Source organism: Enterobacter cloacae complex sp. 6730903, assembly GCF_048283985.1.
Lineage (GTDB): Bacteria > Pseudomonadota > Gammaproteobacteria > Enterobacterales > Enterobacteriaceae > Enterobacter > Enterobacter hormaechei_C.
Map to the genome: position 1 here is coordinate 86,086 of NZ_JBLVXX010000007.1, position 23,711 is coordinate 109,796.

Below are 23,711 nucleotides of genomic sequence, written 5' to 3' on the forward strand. Positions count from 1 at the left end.
TATGCGCCGGATATTATCTGTATTACTGGAAAATGAGTCGGGCGCACTGTCACGCGTCATTGGGCTTTTTGCGCAGCGCGGCTATAACATTGAAAGCCTGACCGTTGCGCCGACCGATGACCCGACGCTCTCCCGCATGACGATCCAGACCGTCGGCGATGCGAAAGTGCTTGAGCAGATCGAAAAGCAGTTGCACAAGCTGGTGGACGTGTTGCGCGTCAGCGAGCTGGGGCAGGGGGCTTACGTTGAACGTGAAGTGATGCTGGTGAAGATTCAGGCGAGCGGTTACGGTCGGGAAGAGGTCAAGCGCAACACGGATATCTTCCGTGGGCAGATCATCGACGTCACGCCTTCTATATATACTGTGCAGCTTGCCGGAACGAGCGATAAGCTGGATGCGTTCCTGGCCTCCGTCAGGGATGTGGCAAAAATTGTTGAAGTTGCGCGCTCTGGCGTTGTTGGCCTCTCGCGCGGCGATAAAATCATGCGTTAGTTGCGCAAAAGGTTCGCCTCTTTCAGCCCGGTAGCCAAAGCCGGGCTTTTTTTTGCGTAATTCACCGACAACGCGGACAAAAGCGGTTGCCGTGAAAGCTATTCTGCGTTTAGATGTTAAAATATTTAACCATAACCTTGACAGGGCCATGGACTTTTTTCTTTTTTTGAGGGGCAATTGTGAAACTGGATGAAATCGCCCGGCTCGCCGGCGTGTCGAGAACCACGGCCAGCTATGTGATTAACGGTAAAGCAAAGCAGTATCGTGTCAGCGATAAGACCGTTGAGAAAGTGATGGCAGTCGTTCGTGAGCATAATTACCATCCGAATGCTGTCGCCGCTGGTTTACGTGCCGGGCGCACCCGCTCGATTGGCCTGGTGATCCCGGACCTGGAAAACACCAGCTATACCCGCATCGCCAACTATCTGGAACGTCAGGCGCGTCAGCGGGGCTATCAGCTGTTGATTGCCTGCTCCGAGGATCAGCCCGACAACGAGATGCGCTGTATTGAGCATCTGCTGCAACGTCAGGTTGACGCCATCATCGTGTCGACCTCTTTACCACCCGAGCATCCTTTCTATCAGCGCTGGGCGAACGATCCGTTCCCGATTGTGGCGCTGGATCGTGCGCTGGATCGTGAACATTTCACCAGCGTCGTCGGTGCCGATCAGGACGATGCAGAAATGCTGGCTGCCGAGCTGCGTACCTTCCCGGCGGAAACGGTGCTCTATCTTGGCGCGTTGCCTGAACTGTCCGTAAGCTTCCTGCGTGAACAAGGGTTCCGTACGGCGTGGAAAGACGATCCGCGTGACGTTCATTATCTGTATGCCAACAGCTATGAGCGCGAAGCGGCTGCTCAGCTGTTCGAGAAATGGCTGGAAACGCACCCGATGCCGCAGGCGTTGTTTACCACCTCGTTTGCCCTGTTGCAGGGAGTGATGGATGTGACGTTACGTCGCGATGGCAAACTGCCATCCGATCTGGCGATTGCGACCTTCGGCGATAACGAACTGCTCGACTTCCTGCAATGTCCGGTGCTGGCCGTGGCCCAGCGCCACCGCGACGTCGCCGAGCGCGTGCTTGAGATTGTTCTCGCAAGCCTGGATGAACCCCGCAAACCGAAACCCGGGCTTACGCGTATCAAACGTAATCTCTATCGGCGCGGAATTTTGAGTCGCCATTAATATTTCCACAGGGGCGGTAAAACTGCCCCTTTTGCGGTGCATTTATTGCGGGAAATAATTCCCGGATAAAAATTAGGATTTATCTCTAAGATTCTTAGCTGGCTATTTTTCTGAATCCGTTTTGGCGTTAAAAAGCGCAATTATAATTTTTAACGGGCATTCTTTTGTATTGTTTTGTTACAAACAGCCGCCAGCCGATGAATATTCAGCCATTTTTTACACTCCCCTTCAGCCCTCAATGTACACGAACGAATCCATATTGCCTTGCGCTTAATCTGGTGCTGTTATCCCCCGGCGATATGCCTTAAAATGCTGCCCGCGTCGCAAACTGACACTTTATATTTCCCTGCGATGATATTGAGTGAGTCTTAACGCTCGTGTGCATATTCGGTTTTTTTCTTACAAATATTCATAACGTTAATTTTGCCTCGCCAGTTGTGTAGTTATTAGCCAGGTCACTCTTGCTCTGTAAATACGGTGCTTTCGCGCCGGTATAGAGAGAGTCCTGGCTTGACAAGCTTTTCCCTCGCTCCGTAAACTCCTTCAGGTGGGAATTTGTGGGTTAAAGTGGTGAGGAGGGGTGAGGCTGGCATGTTCCGTGGAGCAACGTTAGTCAATCTCGACAGCAAAGGGCGTTTATCGGTACCAACCCGATACCGCGACCAGCTGATTGAGAACGCTTCGGGTCAACTGGTTTGCACCATTGACATCAACTCCCCCTGCCTGCTGCTTTACCCTTTGCCTGAATGGGAAATCATTGAGCAAAAGCTGTCGCGACTGTCGAGCATGAATCCGCAAGAACGCCGCGTGCAGCGGTTGTTATTGGGACATGCCAGTGAATGTCAGATGGATAGCGCCGGGCGATTATTGATTGCGCCTGTGTTGCGACAACATGCCGGTCTGACTAAAGAAGTGATGCTGGTCGGGCAGTTCAACAAGTTTGAACTGTGGGACGAAACGACCTGGTATCAACAGGTCAAGGAAGATATCGACGCTGAGCAGTCTGATTCCGCAACATTATCGGAACGGCTGCAGGACTTGTCTCTATAAATATGATGGAAAATTATAAACATACAACGGTGCTGCTGGATGAGGCCGTTAACGGCCTGAATATTCGTCTAGACGGCATCTATATTGATGGCACTTTTGGTCGCGGTGGTCACTCGCGTTTGATCCTCTCCCAGCTTGGAGCGGAAGGACGCCTGCTGGCAATTGACCGCGATCCGCAGGCGATTGCCGTTGCGCAAACCATCGATGATCCTCGCTTTTCCATCGTCCATGGACCTTTCTCTGCGCTTGCGGAGTATGTCGCTGAGCGCGGCCTGACCGGCAAGATCGACGGGATTCTCCTCGATCTTGGCGTCTCTTCACCACAGCTTGATGATGCAGAACGCGGCTTCTCCTTTATGCGAGATGGACCGCTGGATATGCGTATGGACCCCACTCGCGGCCAGTCTGCCGCTGAATGGTTACAAACTGCTGACGAAGCGGATATCGCCTGGGTAATCAAAACCTTCGGTGAAGAACGCTTTGGCAAACGTATTGCGCGCGCCATCGTGGAGCGCAACCGCGTTGAGCCAATGACCCGCACCAAAGAGCTGGCAGAAGTCATCGCGGCGGCAACGCCGGTGAAGGACAAGCACAAACATCCTGCGACCCGTACCTTCCAGGCGGTTCGTATTTGGGTAAACAGTGAACTGGAGGAAATAGAGCTGGCGCTAAAAAGCTCGCTCGACGTGCTGGCCCCGGGTGGGCGGTTATCCATCATCAGCTTCCATTCGCTGGAAGATCGCATCGTAAAACGCTTTATGCGTGAACAGAGCCGCGGTCCGCAGGTTCCAGCTGGGCTGCCGATGACGGAAGAACAACTCAGAAAGCTGGGAGGCCGTCAGTTGCGAGCATTAGGCAAGTTGATGCCGGGCGAAGAAGAGGTGGCAGAGAATCCACGTGCCCGTAGTTCAGTGCTGCGTATTGCAGAGAGGACGAACGCATGATCAGCAGAGTGACAGAGACCCTAAGCAAAGTTAAGGGATCGTTAGGAAGCAACGAGCGCCATGCCTTGCCTGGCGTGATCGGCGACGATCTTTTGCGGTTTGGGAAGCTGCCACTCTGCTTGTTCATTTGCATCATTGTGACGGCAGTTATGGTGGTCACCACCGCTCACCATACCCGTTTATTAACTGCGCAGCGCGAACAGATGGTACTGGAACGCGATGCGCTGGATATTGAATGGCGAAATCTGATCCTTGAAGAAAACGCGCTCGGCGATCACAGCCGGGTTGAACGGATCGCAACGGAAAAACTGCAATTACAGCATGTTGATCCTTCGCAGGAAAATATCGTAGTACAAAAATAAGGGAAAACGCGACGCATGAAAGCAGCGGCAAAAACGCTAAAACCAAAACGCCAGGAAGAACAGGCCAACTTTGTCAGTTGGCGTTTTGCGTTGCTTTGCGGCTGCATTTTACTGGCGCTGGGTTTCCTGCTGGGACGCGTGGCGTGGCTGCAAATCATCGCGCCTGACATGCTGGTGCGTCAGGGTGATATGCGTTCTCTGCGCGTGCAGGAAGTTTCCACCTCTCGTGGGATGATCACCGATCGTTCCGGCCGTCCGCTGGCGGTGAGCGTGCCGGTGAAGGCGATCTGGGCCGATCCGAAAGAGTTACACGACGCAGGCGGGATCACCCTTGATAACCGCTGGAAGGCGCTGTCAGACGCGTTGAAAATGCCGCTGGATCAGCTGGCGTCACGCGTTAACGCCAACCCGAAAGGGCGCTTCATCTACCTTGCCCGTCAGGTGAATCCTGACATGGCTGACTACATTAAGAAACTGAAGCTGCCGGGCATTCATCTGCGGGAAGAATCCCGCCGTTACTATCCTTCGGGCGAAGTCACCGCGCACCTGATTGGTTTTACCAACGTGGATAGCCAGGGGATTGAGGGCGTTGAAAAAAGCTTCGACAAGTGGCTTACCGGCCAGCCTGGCGAGCGAATCGTGCGTAAAGACCGCTATGGTCGCGTTATTGAAGACATTTCCTCGACAGACAGCCAGGCCGCGCACAACCTGGCCCTGAGTATTGATGAGCGCTTGCAGGCGCTGGTCTATCGTGAGCTGAACAACGCCGTCGCGTTTAACAAGGCGGAATCGGGCAGCGCCGTGCTGGTGGATGTGGCAACAGGTGAAGTGCTGGCGATGGCCAGTAGCCCCTCATACAACCCGAATAATTTTGCCGGTACAGCAAAAGATGCAATGCGTAACCGCTCCATCACCGATGTGTTTGAACCCGGCTCAACCGTAAAACCTATGGTGGTGATGACGGCTCTACAGCGAGGCATCGTCAACGAAAATACCGTTCTGAATACGATCCCTTATCGAATTAACGGTCACGAAATCAAAGACGTGGCACGTTACAGCGAACTGACCCTGACCGGGGTCTTGCAGAAGTCGAGTAACGTCGGTGTGTCAAAACTGGCGTTAGCGATGCCGTCCTCAGCGTTAGTAGATACTTACTCACGTTTTGGGCTGGGAAAGGCGACCAATTTGGGGTTGGTCGGAGAACGCAGTGGCTTATATCCTCAAAAACAACGGTGGTCTGACATAGAGAGGGCCACCTTCTCTTTCGGCTACGGGCTAATGGTAACCCCGTTACAGTTAGCGCGAGTCTACGCAACGATTGGCAGCTATGGCATTTATCGCCCGCTGTCGATCACCAAAGTTGATCCACCGGTTCCGGGGGAACGCGTTTTCCCGGAATCTATCGTTCGGACCGTCGTGCATATGATGGAAAGCGTCGCGTTACCTGGCGGTGGCGGCGTGAAGGCCGCGATTAAGGGCTATCGTATCGCCATTAAAACCGGTACAGCGAAAAAAGTGGGGCCGGACGGCCGCTATATCAACAAATACATTGCCTATACCGCAGGCGTAGCGCCTGCAAGCAATCCGCGTTTTGCACTGGTGGTCGTCATCAACGATCCGCAGGCGGGTAAATACTACGGCGGCGCCGTCTCCGCGCCTGTGTTCGGGGCTATTATGGGCGGCGTGTTGCGCACCATGAACATTGAACCGGATGCGCTGGCGACGGGCGAAAAAAGTGAATTTGTAATTAATCAAGGCGAGGGAACAGGTGGCAGATCGTAATTTGCGCGACCTTCTTGCTCCGTGGGTGCCTATGCTACCTGCGCGAGCACTGCGAGAGATGGTACTGGACAGCCGCGTAGCGGCTGCTGGCGATCTTTTTGTGGCAGTGGTGGGTCATCAGGCGGACGGGCGTCGTTATATCCCGCAGGCGATTGCGCAAGGTGTTGCTGCCATTATTGCTGAGGCTAAAGATGAGGCAACAGACGGTGAGATCCGTGAAATGCACGGCGTGCCGGTCATCTATCTCAGCCAACTGAATGAGCGTCTCTCCGCGCTGGCAGGACGTTTTTACAATGAACCTTCCGACCAGTTAAAGCTGGTTGGCGTGACAGGAACCAACGGAAAAACCACCACCACTCAGCTGATGGCGCAGTGGGCGCAACTGCTGGGCGAAACCGGTGCCGTCATGGGCACGGTGGGGAACGGTCTTCTGGGCAAAGTAAGCCCGACGGAAAACACCACAGGCTCGGCGGTTGACGTGCAGCGTGTGCTGGCGGGCCTCGCTGAGCAGGGGGCGACCTTCGCTGCGATGGAAGTCTCTTCCCATGGTCTGGTACAACATCGCGTGGCGGCCCTGAAATTTGCTGCCTCTGTCTTTACTAACCTGAGCCGCGATCACCTTGATTATCATGGAGATATGGAACACTACGAAGCGGCGAAATGGCTGCTTTATTCCACTCACCACCACGGACAGGCGATCATTAACGCCGACGACGAAGTCGGTCGCCGCTGGCTGGAAAAACTGCCGGATGCGGTGGCGGTGTCGATGGAAGATCGCATTAATCCGAACTGCCGTGGCCGCTGGCTGAAGGCGGTCGAGGTGAACTACCACGATAGCGGGGCGACGATCCGCTTTGCTTCCACCTGGGGCGAAGGTGAGATTGAAAGCCGCCTGATGGGGGCCTTTAACGTCAGTAACCTGCTGCTGGCGCTGGCGACGCTGCTGGCGCTGGGCTACCCGATGGCGGATCTGCTGAAAACGGCTGAGCGTTTGCAACCGGTCTGTGGCCGCATGGAAGTGTTCAGCGCGCCGGGCAAGCCGACGGTGGTTGTGGATTACGCCCACACGCCGGATGCGCTGGAAAAAGCGCTGGAAGCGGCGCGTCTGCACTGCGCAGGCAAGCTCTGGTGCGTATTTGGCTGCGGTGGCGATCGCGACAAGGGCAAACGTCCGCTGATGGGCGCCATCGCTGAGCAGTTCGCGGATATTCCCGTGGTAACCGATGACAACCCGCGTACCGAAGAGCCGCGCGCCATTATCAATGACATTCTGGCGGGCATGCTGGATGCGGGTCGTGCGCGCGTAGTCGAAGGCCGCGCGGAGGCCGTGACTAACGCCATTATGCAGGCGCAGGAGAACGATGTGGTTCTGCTGGCCGGTAAAGGTCATGAAGATTATCAGATCGTCGGCAATCGTCGTCTGGATTACTCCGACCGCGTGACGGCAGCGCGTCTGCTGGGAGTGGTGGCATGATTAGCATTACGTTAAGCCAGGCCGCTGCGGTATTGCAGGGGATGCTGCATGGTCAGGATCTGACCATTGAGGCTGTGACCACCGACACCCGTAAGGTGACGGCGGGCTGCCTGTTTGTGGCGCTGAAGGGTGAACGTTTTGACGCCCACGATTTTGCGCAACAGGCTAAAGATAACGGCGCGGGCGCGCTACTGGTCAGCCGTAAGCTCGATATCGATTTGCCGCAGATTGTGGTGAAAGATACGCGCCTGGCGTTTGGCGAGCTGGCGGCATGGGTTCGCCAGCAGGTGCCAACACGCGTCGTAGCGCTGACGGGCTCGTCGGGCAAAACCTCCGTTAAAGAGATGACGGCGGCGATCCTTAGCCAGTGCGGTAACACGCTTTATACGGCGGGCAACCTTAATAATGACATCGGTGTGCCGATGACGCTGCTGCGCCTGACCCACGAGCATGAATATGCGGTGATTGAGTTAGGGGCCAACCATCAGGGCGAAATCGCCTGGACCGTGAGCCTGACGCGTCCGGAAGCGGCGCTGGTGAATAACCTGGCGGCGGCACATCTTGAAGGTTTTGGTTCTCTGGCCGGTGTGGCGAAAGCGAAAGGTGAAATTTATACCGGCCTGCCGGATGACGGCATCGCCATTATGAACGCCGATAACAACGACTGGCTGAACTGGCAGAGCATCATTGGTTCACGCAAAACCTGGCGCTTCTCACCGAATGCGGCAAACAGTGATTTTTCGGCGACCAACATTCATGTGACGTCACACGGCACCGAGTTCACCCTCACGACCCCAACGGGCAATATCGAGGTGCTGCTGCCCCTGCCCGGTCGACATAACATCGCCAATGCGCTTGCTGCGGCAGCGCTCTCAATGGCGGTAGGTGCCTCACACGCGGCGATCAAAGCAGGTCTGGCAAATTTAAAAGCCGTGCCGGGGCGTCTTTTCCCGATCCAGCTGGCTGAAAACAAACTTCTGCTGGATGACTCCTACAACGCTAACGTCGGCTCCATGACGGCGGCGGTGCAGGTCTTGTCTGAGATGCCGGGCTATCGCGTGATGGTTGTGGGCGATATGGCTGAGCTGGGTGATGAAAGCGAAGCCTGCCATGTTCAGGTGGGTGAAGCGGCGAAAGCCGCCGGGCTTGACCGCGTGTTGAGCGCAGGCACGCTGAGCAAGGCTATTTCCGATGCCAGTGAAGTTGGCGAACATTTTGCCGATAAATCTGCACTGATCGAACGCCTGAAGGCATTGATTACAGAAAAACAGATTGTGACTGTTTTAGTTAAAGGTTCACGTAGTGCCGCCATGGAAGAGGTTGTGCACGCATTACAGGAGAACGGGACATGTTAGTTTGGCTGGCCGAACATTTGGTCAAATATTACTCAGGCTTTAACGTCTTTTCCTATCTGACGTTTCGCGCCATCGTCAGCCTGCTGACTGCGCTGTTCATCTCGCTGTGGATGGGCCCGCGCATGATTGCCCGTCTGCAAAAACTCTCTTTCGGCCAGGTTGTACGCAACGATGGTCCGGAATCGCACTTCAGCAAGCGCGGTACGCCGACCATGGGCGGGATCATGATCCTGACCGCGATTGTGGTGTCCGTTCTGCTGTGGGCGTATCCGTCTAACCCCTACGTCTGGTGCGTGCTGACCGTTCTGGTTGGCTACGGGATCATCGGTTTTGTTGATGACTACCGCAAAGTCGTGCGCAAAGACACTAAAGGGTTGATCGCCCGCTGGAAGTATTTCTGGATGTCGGTGATTGCGCTGGGGGTGGCCTTCGCCCTTTACCTGGCAGGAAAAGACACCCCGGCCACCGAACTGGTGGTGCCGTTCTTCAAGGACGTGATGCCGCAACTGGGGCTGTTCTACATTTTGCTGGCTTACTTTGTGATCGTCGGCACCGGCAACGCCGTCAACCTGACCGATGGTCTGGATGGCCTGGCGATTATGCCAACCGTGTTTGTCGCGGGCGGTTTCGCGCTGGTGGCGTGGGCAACCGGTAACATGAACTTTGCAAACTACCTGCACATTCCGTACCTGCGACACGCGGGTGAACTGGTGATCGTCTGTACGGCGATTGTCGGGGCGGGGCTGGGCTTCCTGTGGTTCAACACCTATCCGGCGCAGGTCTTTATGGGCGACGTCGGTTCACTGGCGCTGGGCGGCGCGCTGGGCATTATCGCCGTGCTGCTGCGTCAGGAGTTCCTGCTGGTGATCATGGGCGGTGTGTTTGTGGTTGAGACGCTGTCTGTGATTTTGCAGGTCGGTTCCTTCAAGCTGCGCGGTCAGCGCATCTTCCGTATGGCACCGATTCACCACCACTATGAACTGAAAGGCTGGCCGGAGCCGCGCGTCATTGTGCGCTTCTGGATTATTTCGCTGATGCTGGTGCTGATTGGCCTGGCAACGCTGAAGGTACGTTAATCATGGCAGATTACCAGGGCAAAAAAGTCGTTATCATCGGGTTGGGCCTCACCGGCCTCTCCTGCGTGGACTTTTTCCTTGCGCGTGGCGTGACGCCGCGCGTGATGGATACGCGCGTCTCTCCGCCGGGTCTGGACAAGCTGCCGGAGCAGGTTGAACGCCACCTGGGTGGTCTGAATGATGAGTGGCTGCTGGCCGCCGATCTGATTGTTGCCAGCCCCGGTATGGCGCTGGCGCATCCTTCCCTGAGCGCCGCCGCGGATGCAGGCGTTGAGATTGTCGGCGATATCGAACTGTTCTGCCGGGAGGCGCAGGCCCCGATCGTCGCCATTACCGGTTCAAACGGTAAAAGCACCGTCACCACGCTGGTGGGGGAAATGGCGAAGGCGGCGGGCAAAAATGTCGGCGTGGGCGGTAACATTGGTCTGCCCGCTCTGATGCTGCTTGATAAAGGGTGTGAGCTGTACGTCCTTGAGCTTTCCAGCTTCCAGCTGGAAACCACTTCAAGCCTGCAAGCGGCGGCGGCGACGATCCTAAACGTCACCGAAGATCATATGGACAGATACCCGTTCGGCTTGCAGCAGTACCGTGCGGCCAAACTGCGCGTTTATGAAAATGCCAAAGTTTGCGTAGTAAATGCCGATGATGCACTTACCATGCCGGTGCGCGGCGCAGACGATCGCTGCATTAGCTTCGGTATTAATATGGGTGACTATCACCTTAATCGTCAGCAGGGCGAAACCTGGCTACGCGTGAAAGGTGAGAAAGTGCTGAACGTGAAAGAGATGATGCTCTCCGGCCAGCATAACTACACCAATGCTCTGGCGGCGCTGGCGCTGGCGGATGCCGTTGGCCTGCCGCGATCTTCAAGCCTGAAGGCGCTCACCACCTTTACCGGCCTGGCGCACCGCTTCCAGCTGGCGCTGGAGCACAACGGCGTACGCTGGATTAACGATTCCAAAGCGACCAACGTGGGTAGCACCGAGGCGGCACTGAACGGTTTGCACGTTGATGGCACGCTATACCTGCTGCTGGGCGGCGACGGTAAATCGGCTGACTTCTCCTCGCTGAAGCAGTACCTCAACGGTGATAACGTGCGCCTGTATTGCTTTGGCCGCGATGGCAGCGAGCTGGCAGCGTTGCGTCCTGAGGTCGCCGAACAAACCGAGACCATGGAGCAGGCGATGCGCCTCATCGCCCCACGCGTGAAGCCCGGCGATATGGTGCTGCTCTCGCCAGCCTGTGCCAGCCTCGATCAATTCAAGAATTTCGAACAGCGGGGTGATGTCTTTACCCGCCTGGCGAAGGAGTTAGGCTGATGCGTTTATCTCTCCCTCGCCTGAAAATGCCGCGCCTGCCAGGATTTGGTATCCTGGTATGGCTGTTTACGGCGCTGAAAGGCTGGGTGATGGCTTCACGGGATAAAGATTCCGACAGCCTGATCATGTACGACCGCACGCTGTTCTGGCTCACGCTGGGGCTGGCAGCGATCGGCTTTATTATGGTCACCTCGGCGTCAATGCCTGTCGGACAGCGTCTGGCAAACGACCCGTTCCTGTTTGCCAAGCGTGACGGGCTGTACATCATTCTCGCGTTCTGCCTGGCGCTGATCACCTTACGCCTGCCGATGTCGTTCTGGCAGCGGCACAGTACGGCCATGCTCATCGCCTCAATCATCATGCTGTTGATCGTGCTGGTCGTCGGTAGCTCCGTTAACGGGGCATCACGCTGGATTGCCTTTGGCCCACTGCGTATTCAGCCGGCGGAGTTCACCAAACTGTCGTTGTTCTGCTACCTGGCTAACTACCTGGTGCGTAAAGTTGACGAAGTTCGTAACAACCTTCGCGGCTTCTTAAAACCGATGGGCGTGATTCTGGTCCTCGCCATCCTGCTGCTGGCGCAGCCCGACCTCGGTACGGTAGTCGTACTGTTTGTCACTACGCTGGCGATGCTGTTCCTGGCGGGCGCAAAACTGTGGCAGTTCATTGCCATCATCGGGATGGGGATTTCGGCGGTGGTGCTGCTGATCCTCGCCGAACCCTACCGTATCCGCCGTGTGACCTCGTTCTGGAACCCATGGGAAGATCCGTTCGGCAGCGGTTACCAGCTGACGCAGTCGCTGATGGCGTTTGGCCGCGGCGAAGTCTGGGGTCAAGGCCTGGGCAACTCGGTGCAAAAACTGGAGTATTTACCGGAGGCGCACACCGACTTCATCTTCTCCATTATTGGGGAAGAACTGGGTTATATCGGTGTGGTATTGGCGCTATTAATGGTATTCTTCGTCGCTTTCCGCGCCATGTCGATTGGCCGGAAAGCGCTGGAGATCGATCACCGCTTCTCCGGTTTCCTGGCCTGCTCAATTGGTATCTGGTTTAGCTTCCAGGCGCTGGTAAACGTTGGGGCGGCAGCGGGTATGCTGCCGACCAAAGGTCTGACGTTGCCGTTGATCAGTTATGGTGGTTCGAGTCTGTTGATCATGTCGACGGCCATCATGTTTTTGTTACGCATAGATTATGAAACGCGTCTGGAGAAAGCTCAGGCGTTTACACGAGGTTCACGATGAATCAACCGAAGCGGTTAATGGTGATGGCAGGCGGTACCGGCGGACACGTGTTCCCGGGACTGGCGGTTGCGCACCATTTAATGGAACAGGGCTGGCAGGTACGCTGGCTGGGAACCGCAGATCGCATGGAAGCCGACCTGGTACCTAAACACGGTATCGAGATCGACTTTATTCGTATTTCTGGCCTTCGTGGCAAAGGGATCAAGGCGCTGCTGCTGGCGCCGGTGCGCATTTTCAATGCCTGGCGTCAGGCGCGCGCCATTATGAAGCGTTTTAAGCCTGACGTCGTTCTGGGCATGGGCGGTTACGTTTCCGGTCCTGGCGGACTGGCGGCGTGGTCACTGGGCATCCCCGTTGTTCTGCATGAGCAGAACGGTATTGCCGGGTTGACCAACAAATGGCTGGCAAAAATCGCCACCAAAGTTATGCAGGCCTTCCCCGGGGCATTCCCGAAAGCGGATGTCGTAGGGAATCCGGTACGTGTGGACGTGCTGGCGCTGCCGCTGCCAGGTACGCGTCTGGCGGGTCGCGAAGGGCCGGTGCGCGTGCTGGTCGTCGGCGGTTCCCAGGGCGCACGTATTTTAAACCAGACGATGCCGCAGGTTGCGGCAAAACTGGGTGATTCGGTGACCATCTGGCACCAGAGCGGGAAGGGCGCTCAGCAGACCGTTGAGCAGGCCTACGCGCAGGAAGGTCAGCCTCAGCATAAAGTGACTGAATTTATTGATGATATGGCCGCAGCCTATGCCTGGGCCGATGTCGTGGTCTGTCGTTCGGGCGCGCTGACGGTGAGCGAAATCGCCGCCGCCGGTTTGCCGGCGCTGTTTGTGCCGTTCCAGCACAAAGACCGACAGCAGTACTGGAATGCGCTGCCGCTTGAGAAAGCGGGGGCCGCGAAGATTTTTGAGCAGCCACAATTTACCGCTGATGCGGTCGCCACTACCCTGGCGGGCTGGAACCGGGATGTATTACTGGAGATGGCGCAACGCGCACGCGCGACCGCTATCCCGGATGCAACGGAACGGGTGGCAAAAGAAGTGAGCCTGGCAGCCCAGGCATAACTCTCGCAGCGCGTGTTGCGCTGCACGATTTTTTTGAAGAAGTCGATGGCGTTTAGAGAATGAATACACAACAACTGGCAAAACTGCGTTCTATCGTGCCCGAGATGCGTCGCGTCCGGCACATTCACTTTGTCGGCATCGGTGGTGCTGGCATGGGCGGTATTGCCGAAGTGTTAGCTAACGAAGGCTATCAGATCAGCGGGTCTGACCTGGCGCCAAACCCTGTTACGCAGCAGCTGGCGTCGCTGGGGGCGACTATCTATTTCAATCATCGCCCGGAAAACGTGAGCGATGCGAGCGTGGTTGTGGTGTCCAGCGCTATCTCCGCAGATAACCCGGAAATCGTTGCGGCGCATGAGGCGCGCATTCCGGTGATCCGTCGCGCGGAAATGCTGGCGGAACTGATGCGTTTCCGTCACGGCATTGCGGTGGCCGGTACGCACGGTAAAACCACCACAACAGCGATGGTCTCCAGCATTTATGCGGAAGCGGGTCTCGACCCGACGTTCGTTAACGGTGGTCTGGTGAAAGCCGCTGGCGTGCATGCGCGTCTGGGCCACAGCCGTTATCTGATTGCGGAAGCGGATGAGAGCGATGCGTCGTTCCTGCATCTACAGCCGATGGTGGCGATCGTCACCAACATCGAAGCTGACCATATGGACACTTACCAGGGCGACTTCGAGAACTTAAAGCAGACCTTTATTAACTTCCTGCACAACCTGCCGTTCTATGGCCGTGCGGTGATGTGCGTGGACGATCCGGTTATTCGCGAACTGCTGCCGCGCGTCGGGCGTCAAATTACGACCTACGGCTTCAGCGAAGACGCGGATGTACGCGTAGAAGATTACAAGCAGATTGGTGCGCAGGGGCATTTCACCCTGGCGCGTCAGGATAAAGACCTGCTGCATGTCACCCTGAACGCGCCGGGACGTCACAACGCCCTGAATGCGGCGGCGGCGGTGGCTGTAGCGACAGAAGAAGGCATTGACGATGAGGCGATCCTGCGCGCACTGGAGAGCTTCCAGGGGACGGGTCGTCGCTTCGACTTCCTCGGTGAATTCCCACTGGAGCCGGTAAACGGTAAGCCAGGGTCAGCGATGCTGGTGGACGACTACGGTCACCATCCGACGGAAGTGGACGCAACCATTAAAGCGGCACGCGCGGGTTGGCCGGAAAAGAATCTGGTCATGATTTTCCAGCCGCACCGTTACACGCGTACCCGCGATCTGTATGACGATTTTGCCAACGTCCTTTCGCAGGTCGATACCCTGCTGATGCTGGATGTGTATGCTGCGGGTGAAACGCCGATTCCGGGTGCGGACAGTCGTTCTTTATGTCGTACCATCCGTGGACGCGGTAAAGTGGATCCTATTCTGGTTCCCGACCCGGCGCAGGTAGCTGAGATGCTTGCCCCGGTCCTGACGGGTAACGATCTGATCCTGATTCAGGGCGCGGGAAATATCGGCAAAATCGCCCGTACCTTAGCTGAAATCAAACTGAAGCCGCAAACTCAGGAGGACGAGCGTCATGGCTGATAAGATTGCTGTCCTGTTTGGCGGCACTTCCGCCGAACGCGAGGTTTCTCTGAATTCGGGCGCTGCCGTGCTGGCAGGCCTGCGTGAAGGCGGCGTGGACGCGCATCCGGTTGATCCGAAAGAGGTGGACGTCACGCAGCTGAAAGCGATGGGCTTCGATAAAGCCTTTATCGCGTTGCACGGTCGCGGCGGTGAAGACGGCACGTTGCAGGGGCTGCTGGAGCTGATCGGCATGCCATACACCGGCAGCGGCGTGATGGCATCCGCCATCTCCATGGATAAACTGCGCAGCAAACTGCTGTGGCAGGGGGCGGGTCTGCCCGTTGCGCCATGGGTTGCACTGACGCGTCGTGAATATGAATTGGGCCTGTCGGACAGCGTTAATACACGCATTGCGGCACTGGGCTTACCGGTTATTGTTAAGCCGAGCCGTGAAGGGTCGAGCGTGGGAATGTCCAAAGTCGATAATGCTGTAGATTTGGCTGACGCTTTAGCACTGGCATTTCAACATGATGAAGAAGTTCTGATTGAAAAATGGCTTAGCGGGCCGGAATTTACCGTCGCGATGCTTGGCGAAGAAATTTTACCGTCAATTCGCATCCAACCCGCCGGAGTCTTCTATGATTATGAGGCGAAGTATCTCTCTGATGAGACGCAATATTTCTGCCCAGCGGGTCTTGAAGCAGAGCGTGAAGCCGAATTACAGTCTCTGGTGCTTAAAGCCTGGAATGTTCTGGGATGTCGTGGCTGGGGACGCATTGACGTGATGCTTGACGGTGACGGGCAATTTTATCTGCTGGAAGCAAACACGTCTCCGGGTATGACCAGCCATAGTCTTGTGCCGATGGCGGCGCGTCAGGCGGGAATGAGCTTCTCGCAATTAGTCGTACGTATTCTGGACCAGGCGGGCTGATATGTCTCAGGCTGCATTGAACACGCGCAACCGCGATGACGAAGAAGAATATTCCTCTTCGCGCCGGAGTAATGGAACGCGTCTTGCAGGGATCATCTTCCTGCTCGGGGTGCTGTGCACCGTGTTTATCAGCGGCTGGATGGTGCTGGGCTGGATGGAAGACGCGCAGCGGTTGCCGCTGTCGAAGCTGGTGGTGACCGGGGAGCGACACTACACGCGTAACGATGACATTCGCCAGTCGATTCTGGCGCTTGGGTCGCCTGGCACCTTTATGACGCAGGACGTCAACATTATTCAGAGTCAGATTGAACGTCTGCCGTGGATAAAACAGGCGAGTGTCAGAAAGCAATGGCCTGATGAATTGAAGATTCATCTGGTTGAATATGTGCCGATTGCGCGTTGGAATGATCAGCATATGGTTGACGTAGACGGAAATTCGTTCAGCGTCCCGAGCGATCGTGTCAACAAGCAGAATTTACCGATGTTGTATGGCCCGGAAGGCAGCGAAAACGAAGTATTGCAGGGTTTTCGTGAGATGGGGCAGGTGCTGGCTAAGAATCGCTTTACGTTAAAAGATGCTGCGATGACGGCGCGCCGTTCCTGGCAGTTGACCTTAACGAATGGCATTAAGCTCAATCTTGGCCGCGGCGACACAATGAAACGTCTGGCGCGTTTTGTAGAACTTTACCCGGTTTTACAGCAGCAGGCGCAGACGGATGGCAAACGGATAAGCTACGTTGATTTGCGCTATGACTCAGGCGCAGCAGTCGGTTGGGAGCCGGCTCCGGTCGAGGAACCTAATCAGCAACAAAATCAGGCACAGGTACAGGCAGAACAACAATGATCAAGTCGACGGACAGAAAATTGGTAGTAGGACTGGAGATTGGCACCGCGAAGGTTGCCGCTTTGGTAGGGGAAGTTCTGCCCGACGGTATGGTCAATATCATTGGCGTGGGCAGCTGCCCCTCCCGTGGTATGGATAAAGGTGGGGTAAACGACCTTGAGTCGGTGGTGAAATGCGTTCAGCGCGCCATCGACCAGGCTGAATTGATGGCAGATTGCCAGATTTCCTCTGTCTATCTGGCCCTTTCTGGTAAGCATATCAGCTGCCAGAATGAAATCGGTATGGTGCCGATTTCCGAAGAAGAGGTGACGCAGGAAGACGTTGAGAACGTTGTCCACACGGCGAAATCCGTGCGTGTTCGCGACGAGCACCGTGTGCTGCATGTGATCCCGCAGGAATACGCGATCGACTACCAGGAAGGTATCAAGAATCCGGTCGGCCTGTCGGGCGTGCGTATGCAGGCAAAAGTGCACCTGATCACATGTCACAACGATATGGCGAAGAACATTGTAAAAGCCGTTGAACGTTGTGGCCTGAAAGTTGACCAACTTATTTTCGCCGGTCTTGCCGCGAGCTATTCCGTGCTGACCGAAGACGAACGTGAACTGGGCGTCTGTGTGGTCGATATTGGTGGTGGTACAATGGACATGGCTGTCTATACCGGCGGTGCGTTACGCCACACCAAAGTAATCCCGTACGCCGGGAATGTGGTGACCAGCGATATCGCTTACGCCTTTGGTACGCCACCGAGCGATGCAGAGGCGATTAAAGTGCGCCATGGTTGCGCGCTGGGCTCTATCGTCGGCAAAGACGAGAGCGTTGAAGTGCCGAGCGTAGGCGGGCGACCGCCGCGCAGCCTGCAACGCCAGACGCTGGCAGAGGTAATTGAGCCGCGTTATACCGAGCTGCTTAACCTGGTCAACGAAGAGATTTTGCAGTTACAGGAACAGCTTCGCCAGCAGGGTGTGAAACATCATCTCGCGGCGGGGATTGTATTAACCGGCGGGGCAGCGCAAATTGAAGGTCTTGCGGCCTGCGCTCAGCGCGTGTTCCATACGCAGGTGCGTATTGGTGCGCCGCTGAATATCACCGGTTTAACGGATTATGCTCAGGAGCCGTACTATTCAACGGCGGTGGGCCTGCTGCACTACGGGAAAGAGTCCCATTTAAGTGGTGAGGCAGAAGTGGAAAAACGCGTCTCGGTGGGGTCGTGGGTCAAACGACTTAACACCTGGCTGCGAAAAGAATTTTAATTTTTTTAAGAGACCGGAGAGAATTAGCGGTCTCGGGCGACAGGCACAACGGAGAGAGAGATTATGTTTGAACCTATGGAATTAACCAACGACGCGGTGATTAAAGTCATCGGCGTCGGTGGCGGCGGCGGTAACGCCGTAGAGCACATGGTGCGCGAGCGCATCGAAGGTGTTGAATTCTTCGCGGTGAACACCGATGCGCAGGCACTGCGTAAAACGGCTGTTGGCCAGACGATTCAGATCGGTGGTGGCATCACTAAAGGTCTGGGAGCAGGGGCTAACCCGGAAGTGGGCCGCAACGCGGCTGAAGAAGATCGTGAAGCGCTGCGCGCTGCACTGGACGGTGCAGACATGGTCTTCATCGCAGCGGGTATGGGCGGCGGTACAGGTACCGGTGCAGCACCCGTTGTGGCGGAAGTCGCTAAAGATTTAGGTATTCTGACCGTTGCTGTCGTGACCAAGCCCTTCAACTTTGAAGGTAAGAAGCGTATGGCTTTCGCGGAGCAGGGTATCACCGAGCTGTCCAAGCACGTGGACTCTCTGATTACCATCCCGAACGACAAGCTGCTGAAAGTACTGGGTCGCGGTATCTCTCTGCTGGACGCTTTTGGCGCGGCAAACGACGTGCTGAAAGGCGCGGTTCAGGGTATCGCTGAACTGATTACCCGTCCTGGCCTGATGAACGTTGACTTTGCAGACGTTCGCACCGTGATGTCCGAGATGGGCTACGCGATGATGGGCTCTGGCGTGGCGAGCGGTGAAGACCGCGCGGAAGAAGCCGCTGAAATGGCGATCTCTTCTCCGCTGCTGGAAGATATCGATCTGTCTGGCGCGCGCGGCGTGCTGGTCAACATTACCGCTGGCTTTGATCTGCGTCTGGATGAGTTCGAAACCGTGGGTAACACCATCCGTGCATTCGCCTCTGACAACGCGACCGTCGTTATCGGTACGTCCCTTGACCCGGAAATGAACGACGAACTGCGTGTGACCGTTGTGGCCACCGGTATCGGTATGGACAAGCGTCCTGAGATCACCCTGGTAACCAACAAACAGACTCAGCAGCCGGTGATGGATCGTTACCAGCAGCACGGTATGGCGCCTCTGACTCAGGAGCAAAAACCCGCTGCGAAAGTGGTGAACGACTCGACTCCACAAACGGCAAAAGAGCCAGATTATCTGGATATCCCGGCGTTCCTGCGTAAGCAAGCTGACTAAGAATTGGCTGGAATTTGGGGATTTGCGCTCTTTGTGCTAAACTGGCCCACCGTTAGTGATATACACTCTCGGTTGGATAGTTAATTTGGCGAGATTATACGATGATCAAACAAAGGACACTTAAACGTATCGTTCAGGCGACGGGTGTCGGTTTACATACCGGCAAGAAAGTCACACTGACGTTACGCCCTGCGCCGGCCAATACCGGGGTCATCTATCGTCGCACCGACTTGAATCCACCGGTAGATTTTCCGGCCGATGCCAAATCTGTGCGTGATACTATGCTCTGTACTTGTCTGGTGAACGAGCATGACGTGCGGATTTCTACCGTAGAGCACCTGAACGCCGCCTTGGCCGGTCTGGGTATCGACAACATTATGGTTGAAGTCGATGCGCCAGAAATCCCGATCATGGACGGGAGTGCTGCTCCGTTCGTTTATTTGTTGCTGGATGCCGGCATCGAAGAACTGAACTGCGCGAAGAAATTTGTTCGCATTAAAGAGACCGTTCGCGTCGAAGATGGCGACAAATGGGCTGAATTCAAACCGTACAATGGTTTCTCGTTGGACTTCACCATCGATTTTAACCATCCGGCGATTGACTCCAGCACCCAGCGCTATGCGATGAACTTCTCTGCGGATGCGTTCATGCGTCAGATCAGCCGAGCACGTACCTTCGGCTTTATGCGTGATATCGAATATCTGCAATCCCGCGGCCTGTGCCTGGGCGGCAGCTTCGATTGTGCCATCGTTGTTGACGATTATCGCGTACTGAACGAAGACGGCCTGCGTTTTGAAGATGAATTTGTTCGTCACAAAATGCTGGACGCGATCGGCGACCTCTTCATGTGTGGTCACAACATCATTGGTGCATTTACCGCGTTTAAATCCGGTCATGCACTGAATAACAAACTGTTGCAGGCCGTCCTGGCAAAACAGGAAGCCTGGGAATATGTGACCTTCGAAGACGAGGCTGAACTGCCGCTGGCGTTCAAAGCCCCGACTATGGTCCTGGCGTAACGGTTAAAGCCGTTTCGTAAGAAAAGCGACTGGTTCACCTGGTACTCTCTCCGACCAGGGAAGCCAGTCGTTTTTATTTCTGCCCTTCTTTAATTTGTCCCTCTCACCCCTGGCTTGTGTCGGGTGCCGAATAACGGTGTGTTCGCTGCATTATTGACCGTTTTTACCTGCTGCAAGGTGTCATTCCTGCTGTCGTGTATTGGCTTTAGTGGTAATATCTGGGCGCTAAAAAAGAATAACTGAACTCAGCCTGCACTGGCGGGCGAACGTGGTGGAGCAAGTGAGCGGAATACTGACGCGCTGGCGACAATTTGGCAGACGTTACTTCTGGCCGCATCTCTTATTGGGGATGGTCGCGGCGAGTTTCGGCTTGCCTGTGCTCAGCAACAGCGCAGACGCGGCCACGCCAGCACGTTCCACGACGACCAAACACGATCTCACCACGCGGGTTAACTTCACTAATCTCGCATGGCTTGAAGCCAGCCGTCGTCCCAATTTCTCCGTTGATTACTGGCAGCAACACGCGATTCGCACGGTTATCCGCCATCTGTCGTTCGCGATGGCGCCGCAGACGATGCCTGTTGCGGAGGAAACTCTGCCGGTCCAGGCGCAGCATCTTGCCCTGCTCGATACGCTTAATGCGCTGCTGACGCAGGACAACCAGCCGCCAGTGACCGTGAATCAGACGGCGAAAACGGATTTTGTTTCCCCTGCATCCTTCTCTGTTTCGACATGGATTAGCCAGGTTCACGGCATCCGTGCCGGGCCTCAACGCCTCAGCTAAATTAACCTTTTTCAATACCTTAATTTATCTGCCCGACTGGGGCGTTTGAGAATTTATTATGCTAATCAAATTGTTAACCAAAGTTTTTGGTAGTCGTAACGATCGTACCCTGCGCCGCATGCGCAAAGCTGTGAACGTCATCAACGGTATGGAACCGGCGATGGAAAAGCTCACTGATGATGAGCTGAAAGCGAAAACCGCGGAGTTCCGTGCGCGTCTGGAGAAAGGTGAAACCTTAGAAAGCCTGATCCCGGAAGCCTTCGCCGTTGTACGTGAGGCCAGTAAACGCGTGTTCGGCATGCGTCACTTCGACGTGCAGCTGCTGGGCGGGATGGTGCTCAACGAGCGCTGCATCGCGGAAATGCGTACCGGTGAAGGTAAAACCCTGACTGCAACGCTGCCGGCTTACCTGAATGCGCTGACGGGTAAGGGCGTTCACGTTGTTACCGTCAACGACTATCTGGCGCAGCGCGACGCCGAAAACAACCGTCCGCTGTTCGAATTCCTCGGCATGACCGTGGGCATTAACATGTCCGGCCTGCCGGCACCTGCCAAGCGTGAAGCGTATAACGCGGATATCACCTACGGCACCAACAACGAATACGGCTTCGACTACCTGCGTGACAACATGGCGTTCAGCCCGGAAGAGCGTGTGCAGCGTAAGCTGCACTATGCGCTGGTGGATGAGGTTGACTCCATTCTGATCGATGAAGCGCGTACCCCGCTGATCATCTCCGGCCCGGCTGAAGACAGCTCCGAGATGTACCGTAAAGTTGACAAAATCATTCCTCACCTGCTGCGTCAGGAGAAAGAAGACTCCGATACCTTCCAGGGTGAAGGTCACTTCTCCGTGGATGAAAAAGCGCGTCAGGTCAACCTGACCGAACGCGGCCTGGTGAAAATCGAAGAGCTGCTGGTGGCTGAAGGCATTATGGAAGAGGGCGAGTCTCTGTACTCCCCGAGCAACATCATGCTGATGCACCACGTAACGGCTGCACTGCGCGCGCACGCCCTGTTCACCCGCGACGTTGACTACATCGTTAAAGACGGCGAAGTCATCATCGTCGATGAACACACCGGCCGTACCATGCAGGGGCGTCGCTGGTCCGATGGCCTGCACCAGGCCGTGGAAGCGAAAGAAGGCGTGGATATTCAAAATGAAAACCAGACGCTGGCATCCATCACCTTCCAGAACTACTTCCGTCTGTACGAGAAGCTGGCAGGGATGACCGGTACCGCCGATACCGAAGCGTTTGAGTTCAGCTCCATCTATAAGCTGGATACCGTGGTAGTACCTACCAACCGTCCGATGATCCGTAAGGATATGCCGGACCTGGTATACATGACCGAAGCGGAAAAAATTCAGGCGATCATTGAAGATATTCGCGAACGTACCGCGAAGGGCCAGCCGGTACTGGTGGGGACCATCTCCATCGAGAAATCCGAAGTGGTATCTAACGAGCTGACCAAAGCAGGCATCAAACACAACGTTCTGAACGCCAAGTTCCACGCTAAAGAAGCAGATATCGTTGCGCAGGCGGGTTACCCGGCTGCCGTAACCATCGCCACCAACATGGCGGGTCGTGGTACCGATATTATGCTCGGCGGTAGCTGGCAGGCCGAAGTGGCAGAGCTGGAAAACCCAACCCCAGAGCAAATCGCGCAGATCAAAGCCGACTGGCAGGTGCGTCACGACGCGGTGCTGGCATCCGGTGGTCTGCACATCATTGGTACCGAGCGTCATGAATCTCGTCGTATCGATAACCAGCTGCGCGGTCGTGCAGGTCGTCAGGGTGATGCCGGTTCTTCCCGCTTCTATCTGTCTATGGAAGATGCGCTGATGCGTATTTTCGCCTCTGACCGTGTGTCCGGCATGATGCGTAAACTGGGCATGAAACCTGGCGAAGCGATCGAGCACCCGTGGGTTACCAAAGCGATTGCCAACGCCCAGCGTAAAGTGGAAAGCCGCAACTTTGATATTCGTAAGCAGCTGCTGGAATATGATGACGTTGCCAACGACCAGCGTCGTGCGATCTACACCCAGCGTAACGAACTGCTGGACGTGTCCGACGTGAGCGAAACCATCAACAGCATTCGCGAAGATGTGTTCAAGGCCACTATCGACGCGCACATTCCACCGCAGTCTCTGGAAGAGATGTGGGATATCGAAGGTTTGCAGGAACGTCTGAAAAACGACTTCGATCTCGAACTGCCAATCAAAGAGTGGCTGGACAAAGAGCCTGAGCTGCACGAAGAGACCCTGCGCGAGCGTATCTACGAAACTGCGCTGGACGTCTACAAGCGTAAGGAAGAAGTGGTTGGCGCAGAGATGATGCGTCACTTCGAAAAAGGCGTAATGTTGCAGACCCTGGACTCCCTGTGGAAAGAGCACCTGGCGGCAATGGACTACCTGCGTCAGGGTATCCACCTGCGTGGTTATGCGCAGAAAGATCCGAAGCAGGAGTACAAGCGTGAATCCTTCTCCATGTTTGCTGCCATGCTGGAGTCGCTGAAGTATGAAGTCATCAGCACCCTGAGCAAAGTTCAGGTGCGTATGCCGGAAGAAGTGGAAGCGATGGAGCAGCAGCGTCGTGAAGAAGCTGAGCGTCTGGCACAGATGCAGCAGCTGAGCCATCAGACCGATGAAAGCGAAGCCGCAGCGGCAATCGCAGCGCAGACGGGCGATCGTAAAGTCGGTCGTAACGATCCGTGCCCATGCGGTTCCGGCAAAAAATACAAGGCGTGCCACGGCCGCCTGAGCTAAGAACATAACAAACTGAAAAGGCGCAGATATCTGCGCCTTT

At 55.7% G+C, this 23,711-nt stretch carries 20 protein-coding genes; all 20 read left to right on the top strand.

Going from position 1 to position 23,711, the window contains the following annotated elements; translation table 11 throughout:
• The first annotated feature begins 1 nt into the window (after position 1).
• The 20 genes from ilvN (at position 2) to secA (ending at position 23,671) form a co-directional block, all read left to right on the top strand.
• Positions 2-493: an acetolactate synthase small subunit gene (gene ilvN, locus ACNQ0W_RS05490; RefSeq protein ID WP_003856371.1), complete on the top strand. Its 492-nt coding sequence runs from the start codon at positions 2-4 to the stop codon at positions 491-493.
• Between the two features lie 179 nt (positions 494-672).
• Positions 673-1,677: a catabolite repressor/activator gene (cra, locus tag ACNQ0W_RS05495; RefSeq protein WP_003856369.1), complete on the top strand. Its 1,005-nt coding sequence runs from the start codon at positions 673-675 to the stop codon at positions 1,675-1,677.
• Positions 1,678-2,268: 591 nt separating this feature from the next.
• Complete coding sequence (mraZ, locus tag ACNQ0W_RS05500; protein WP_014830641.1) at positions 2,269-2,727, top strand: division/cell wall cluster transcriptional repressor MraZ; 459 nt, start codon at positions 2,269-2,271, stop codon at positions 2,725-2,727.
• Positions 2,728-2,729: 2 nt separating this feature from the next.
• Positions 2,730-3,671: a 16S rRNA (cytosine(1402)-N(4))-methyltransferase RsmH gene (rsmH, locus tag ACNQ0W_RS05505; protein ID WP_062932363.1), complete on the top strand. Its 942-nt coding sequence runs from the start codon at positions 2,730-2,732 to the stop codon at positions 3,669-3,671.
• A complete protein-coding gene (ftsL, locus tag ACNQ0W_RS05510) occupies positions 3,668-4,033 on the top strand; it encodes a cell division protein FtsL (RefSeq protein ID WP_003856363.1) in 366 nt (121 codons plus the stop codon). Before rsmH ends, ftsL begins: the two co-directional genes overlap by 4 nt.
• A 15-nt stretch (positions 4,034-4,048) precedes the next feature.
• Positions 4,049-5,815 (top strand): peptidoglycan glycosyltransferase FtsI, encoded by a 1,767-nt coding sequence (gene ftsI, locus ACNQ0W_RS05515; RefSeq protein ID WP_003856361.1) that lies wholly within the window; start codon positions 4,049-4,051, stop codon positions 5,813-5,815.
• Positions 5,802-7,289, top strand: coding sequence for a UDP-N-acetylmuramoyl-L-alanyl-D-glutamate--2,6-diaminopimelate ligase (gene murE / locus ACNQ0W_RS05520; protein ID WP_062932362.1), 1,488 nt, complete (start codon positions 5,802-5,804; stop codon positions 7,287-7,289). The genes ftsI and murE overlap by 14 nt, the downstream gene beginning before the upstream one ends.
• Complete coding sequence (gene murF / locus ACNQ0W_RS05525) at positions 7,286-8,644, top strand: UDP-N-acetylmuramoyl-tripeptide--D-alanyl-D-alanine ligase (protein WP_062932361.1); 1,359 nt, start codon at positions 7,286-7,288, stop codon at positions 8,642-8,644. The genes murE and murF overlap by 4 nt, the downstream gene beginning before the upstream one ends.
• The gene (gene mraY / locus ACNQ0W_RS05530) at positions 8,638-9,720 is read left to right on the top strand and encodes a phospho-N-acetylmuramoyl-pentapeptide-transferase (RefSeq protein ID WP_003856353.1); all 1,083 of its coding nucleotides are present in this window, start codon (positions 8,638-8,640) and stop codon (positions 9,718-9,720) included. The genes murF and mraY overlap by 7 nt, the downstream gene beginning before the upstream one ends.
• A gap of 2 nt (positions 9,721-9,722) precedes the next feature.
• Positions 9,723-11,039, top strand: a complete 1,317-nt coding sequence (gene murD, locus ACNQ0W_RS05535) for a UDP-N-acetylmuramoyl-L-alanine--D-glutamate ligase (protein WP_062932360.1) — start codon at positions 9,723-9,725, stop codon at positions 11,037-11,039.
• Positions 11,039-12,283 (top strand): cell division protein FtsW, encoded by a 1,245-nt coding sequence (gene ftsW, locus ACNQ0W_RS05540; protein WP_003856348.1) that lies wholly within the window; start codon positions 11,039-11,041, stop codon positions 12,281-12,283. The genes murD and ftsW overlap by 1 nt, the downstream gene beginning before the upstream one ends.
• The gene (gene murG, locus ACNQ0W_RS05545) at positions 12,280-13,344 is read left to right on the top strand and encodes an undecaprenyldiphospho-muramoylpentapeptide beta-N-acetylglucosaminyltransferase (RefSeq protein ID WP_062932359.1); all 1,065 of its coding nucleotides are present in this window, start codon (positions 12,280-12,282) and stop codon (positions 13,342-13,344) included. The genes ftsW and murG overlap by 4 nt, the downstream gene beginning before the upstream one ends.
• Before the next feature lie 59 nt (positions 13,345-13,403).
• The gene (gene murC / locus ACNQ0W_RS05550) at positions 13,404-14,879 is read left to right on the top strand and encodes a UDP-N-acetylmuramate--L-alanine ligase (RefSeq protein ID WP_003856345.1); all 1,476 of its coding nucleotides are present in this window, start codon (positions 13,404-13,406) and stop codon (positions 14,877-14,879) included.
• Entirely contained in the window at positions 14,872-15,792 is a 921-nt protein-coding gene (locus ACNQ0W_RS05555; RefSeq protein WP_062932358.1) for a D-alanine--D-alanine ligase, read from the top strand. The genes murC and ACNQ0W_RS05555 overlap by 8 nt, the downstream gene beginning before the upstream one ends.
• A 1-nt stretch (position 15,793) precedes the next feature.
• The gene (ftsQ, locus tag ACNQ0W_RS05560) at positions 15,794-16,636 is read left to right on the top strand and encodes a cell division protein FtsQ (RefSeq protein WP_047051312.1); all 843 of its coding nucleotides are present in this window, start codon (positions 15,794-15,796) and stop codon (positions 16,634-16,636) included.
• Positions 16,633-17,889, top strand: a complete 1,257-nt coding sequence (gene ftsA, locus ACNQ0W_RS05565; RefSeq protein ID WP_003856340.1) for a cell division protein FtsA — start codon at positions 16,633-16,635, stop codon at positions 17,887-17,889. Before ftsQ ends, ftsA begins: the two co-directional genes overlap by 4 nt.
• A gap of 63 nt (positions 17,890-17,952) precedes the next feature.
• Positions 17,953-19,104, top strand: coding sequence for a cell division protein FtsZ (gene ftsZ / locus ACNQ0W_RS05570; protein ID WP_062932356.1), 1,152 nt, complete (start codon positions 17,953-17,955; stop codon positions 19,102-19,104).
• A 101-nt stretch (positions 19,105-19,205) separates the two neighbouring features.
• Positions 19,206-20,123: a UDP-3-O-acyl-N-acetylglucosamine deacetylase gene (gene lpxC, locus ACNQ0W_RS05575; RefSeq protein ID WP_003856337.1), complete on the top strand. Its 918-nt coding sequence runs from the start codon at positions 19,206-19,208 to the stop codon at positions 20,121-20,123.
• A gap of 280 nt (positions 20,124-20,403) precedes the next feature.
• Positions 20,404-20,907, top strand: a complete 504-nt coding sequence (secM, locus tag ACNQ0W_RS05580; protein ID WP_047051373.1) for a secA translation cis-regulator SecM — start codon at positions 20,404-20,406, stop codon at positions 20,905-20,907.
• Positions 20,908-20,965: 58 nt separating this feature from the next.
• Positions 20,966-23,671 (top strand): preprotein translocase subunit SecA, encoded by a 2,706-nt coding sequence (gene secA, locus ACNQ0W_RS05585; RefSeq protein WP_015572673.1) that lies wholly within the window; start codon positions 20,966-20,968, stop codon positions 23,669-23,671.
• The last annotated feature ends 40 nt before the right edge of the window (positions 23,672-23,711 follow it).

Excerpts from the sequence above, each read along its gene's own strand:
- ACNQ0W_RS05555 (WP_062932358.1), top strand. The coding sequence starts at position 14,872 with ATGGCTGATAAGATTGCTGTCCTGTTTGGCGGCACTTCCGCCGAACGC.
- ftsW (WP_003856348.1), top strand. The coding sequence starts at position 11,039 with ATGCGTTTATCTCTCCCTCGCCTGAAAATGCCGCGCCTGCCAGGATTT.
- murF (WP_062932361.1), top strand. The coding sequence starts at position 7,286 with ATGATTAGCATTACGTTAAGCCAGGCCGCTGCGGTATTGCAGGGGATG.
- ftsZ (WP_062932356.1), top strand. The coding sequence starts at position 17,953 with ATGTTTGAACCTATGGAATTAACCAACGACGCGGTGATTAAAGTCATC.
- lpxC (WP_003856337.1), top strand. The coding sequence starts at position 19,206 with ATGATCAAACAAAGGACACTTAAACGTATCGTTCAGGCGACGGGTGTC.
- ftsI (WP_003856361.1), top strand. The coding sequence starts at position 4,049 with ATGAAAGCAGCGGCAAAAACGCTAAAACCAAAACGCCAGGAAGAACAG.
- ftsA (WP_003856340.1), top strand. The coding sequence starts at position 16,633 with ATGATCAAGTCGACGGACAGAAAATTGGTAGTAGGACTGGAGATTGGC.
- mraZ (WP_014830641.1), top strand. The coding sequence starts at position 2,269 with ATGTTCCGTGGAGCAACGTTAGTCAATCTCGACAGCAAAGGGCGTTTA.
- secA (WP_015572673.1), top strand. The coding sequence starts at position 20,966 with ATGCTAATCAAATTGTTAACCAAAGTTTTTGGTAGTCGTAACGATCGT.
- ftsQ (WP_047051312.1), top strand. The coding sequence starts at position 15,794 with ATGTCTCAGGCTGCATTGAACACGCGCAACCGCGATGACGAAGAAGAA.
- murD (WP_062932360.1), top strand. The coding sequence starts at position 9,723 with ATGGCAGATTACCAGGGCAAAAAAGTCGTTATCATCGGGTTGGGCCTC.
- mraY (WP_003856353.1), top strand. The coding sequence starts at position 8,638 with ATGTTAGTTTGGCTGGCCGAACATTTGGTCAAATATTACTCAGGCTTT.
- ftsL (WP_003856363.1), top strand. The coding sequence starts at position 3,668 with ATGATCAGCAGAGTGACAGAGACCCTAAGCAAAGTTAAGGGATCGTTA.
- murG (WP_062932359.1), top strand. The coding sequence starts at position 12,280 with ATGAATCAACCGAAGCGGTTAATGGTGATGGCAGGCGGTACCGGCGGA.
- rsmH (WP_062932363.1), top strand. The coding sequence starts at position 2,730 with ATGATGGAAAATTATAAACATACAACGGTGCTGCTGGATGAGGCCGTT.
- murC (WP_003856345.1), top strand. The coding sequence starts at position 13,404 with ATGAATACACAACAACTGGCAAAACTGCGTTCTATCGTGCCCGAGATG.
- ilvN (WP_003856371.1), top strand. The coding sequence starts at position 2 with ATGCGCCGGATATTATCTGTATTACTGGAAAATGAGTCGGGCGCACTG.